The sequence below is a fragment of the Pedobacter sp. 10L46_2 genome (assembly GCF_056395165.1).
The window spans coordinates 1-1,803 of sequence record NZ_JBFTIZ010000484.1 but is presented as its reverse complement, the minus strand read 5'-3'; the positions used below and the strand labels follow the sequence as shown (position 1 = coordinate 1,803).

Below are 1,803 nucleotides of genomic sequence, written 5' to 3'. Positions count from 1 at the left end.
GGCCGTCATGGCTTGCTAACTTTGACTTACAACATTCAGAATTTTGGCGGCAAGGTTGGTGTCAGAGATACCTTTTTTAGATTCTAATTTAATCAATCAATGCTTGCTTTTCAGGATCATTTAAATACTCAAACATTAAGTCAATTTGCCCGGCCAGCACCCTGTCTTCCGAAAGCTCCGGTAAATCATCTTGTTTGAAAAAGCCCATATCTAAAATATCAAATGCCTGGTTGTATTCTCCGCTTGTAATTTCACACTGAATAAAGATCTTGTATACGTAATCTAATTGAGGAGGATGTGGATGGCAGCGTTTATCCAACACAGCTAATAGCTTTATCGGTTTAACATTAAAGCCCGTTTCTTCTAAAGCTTCTTTTACAGCGGCTTCCGTTGGAGACTGTCCGATATCTGCCCATCCGCCTGGCAGAGACCATTTGCCATCTGCTTTCTCTTTGACCAGCAAAATCTCATTTTTGTGGTCAAAAATAACTGCCCGTATATCTACTTTGGGGGTGATATATTCCTTTGCTGCGCTAAAATAGCCAGCTAACTGATCTGATGGTAATCCGGTTGCCATGTTCATCATTTCTAAACTGATCTGCTCCAATTCCCGATACCGATCTGTATCATATTCATTGTTGGCATAAGTTAAACCCAAATGGGCAATAGACCTGAGGCGCTTGGCATAATTTAAAATCGTTGACGACATAATATTAAAGGAGTTTTATCCCGGCTTTCCGGTAAGGTTGTAATAATAAATCTTCGGGATCCAGATTGGTGATCATCAGGTCGATAACATCTGTTTTACATATTTCAATGGTCGATACTGCATTCAGCTTTTCTGTGGTAGGTACAACGATCAACTGGTCGCTCATTTCGCTAATCCGTGTTTTAACGTCCGCTTCTTCCAGTACAGGGTCCGTTACACCCTGATCGATATGCAGACTATGTACACCGAGTACGCTGATATCTGCGTGAAGGGTATTGTACTTTTTAAGCACATCGAAACCGGTAGAAACTTTCGACTTTTTGGAAGCTTTCCCTCCTGCAAAAATGAGTTCAATATTGGGAAAATCAAAGGTTAAATTGGCAATAGGATAGCTATGGGTAATGAGGGTTAATTCAATGTTCCGTGGCAAATAGCTGGCAATTAGAAAAGGTGTTGTACCACCATCGAAAACAACAACTTGCCCATCTTTAAACAGACGTGCTGCTTTTTGGGCTACAACCCGCTTTTCCCCATTTGCATACAGTTCTCTTTCCTGGTAAGTAACTGGTAATATGGCTCTTGGCTGTGCCCCACCTTTTACCCTGGTTATTAAGCCGGCATCGGCCATCTCGCGAATATCACGCCTTATAGTATCTTCTGAAGTTTGCAGTTTTGCTGCCAGTTCCTGATAGCTCACCTGATCGTTCAGACGCAACTGATCTAAGATATGTTGTTGGCGTTTTGATTTTGTCATTGCAAATTATTTGCATCTAAAGTACAAATAAATACAATATATTTGCATAATATTTACAAAAAATAGCGTATATTTGCATATTTAATACTAATTCAAAGACAATGACAAATTTCAAAGTAATCATTTTTGACCTGGACGGAACCATTGCAGATACCTTACCATTATGTATTGCTGCTTTTAAAAAGAGCATAGAGCCATTGTTAGGTAAGCGGATTAGCGACGAAGAAATTGTGGCAACCTTTGGCCCATCTGAAGAAGGCACCATAAGAAAACTGATTCCACTCCACGAGGATGCCGGTGTAAAATCTTACCTGACGTATTACGAACAACTACATTATAC

3 protein-coding genes are annotated in these 1,803 nt (G+C 40.2%); 1 reads left to right on the top strand and 2 read right to left on the bottom strand.

All coding sequences use genetic code 11. The annotated features are described in order from the left end of the window. Positions 1-88 precede the first annotated feature (88 nt). Positions 89-709 carry an NUDIX hydrolase N-terminal domain-containing protein gene (locus tag AC1DDX_RS27095; RefSeq protein WP_172660255.1) on the bottom strand — a complete coding sequence of 207 codons (621 nt, stop codon included), beginning with the start codon at positions 707-709 and terminating at the stop codon, positions 89-91. Between the two features lie 4 nt (positions 710-713). Beyond that, positions 714-1,463 (bottom strand): DeoR/GlpR family DNA-binding transcription regulator, encoded by a 750-nt coding sequence (locus tag AC1DDX_RS27090; protein WP_337718197.1) that lies wholly within the window; start codon positions 1,461-1,463, stop codon positions 714-716. Positions 1,464-1,564: 101 nt separating this feature from the next. On the opposite strand from AC1DDX_RS27090, the gene AC1DDX_RS27085 reads away from it, so the two are divergent. Beyond that, positions 1,565-1,803 (top strand): HAD hydrolase-like protein (locus AC1DDX_RS27085; RefSeq protein WP_477622992.1); only part of this gene is annotated, 239 nt, incomplete at its 3' end.

Coding starts and splice junctions, on each gene's coding strand:
- AC1DDX_RS27095 (WP_172660255.1), bottom strand. CDS start 709: ATGTCGTCAACGATTTTAAATTATGCCAAGCGCCTCAGGTCTATTGCC.
- AC1DDX_RS27090 (WP_337718197.1), bottom strand. CDS start 1,463: ATGACAAAATCAAAACGCCAACAACATATCTTAGATCAGTTGCGTCTG.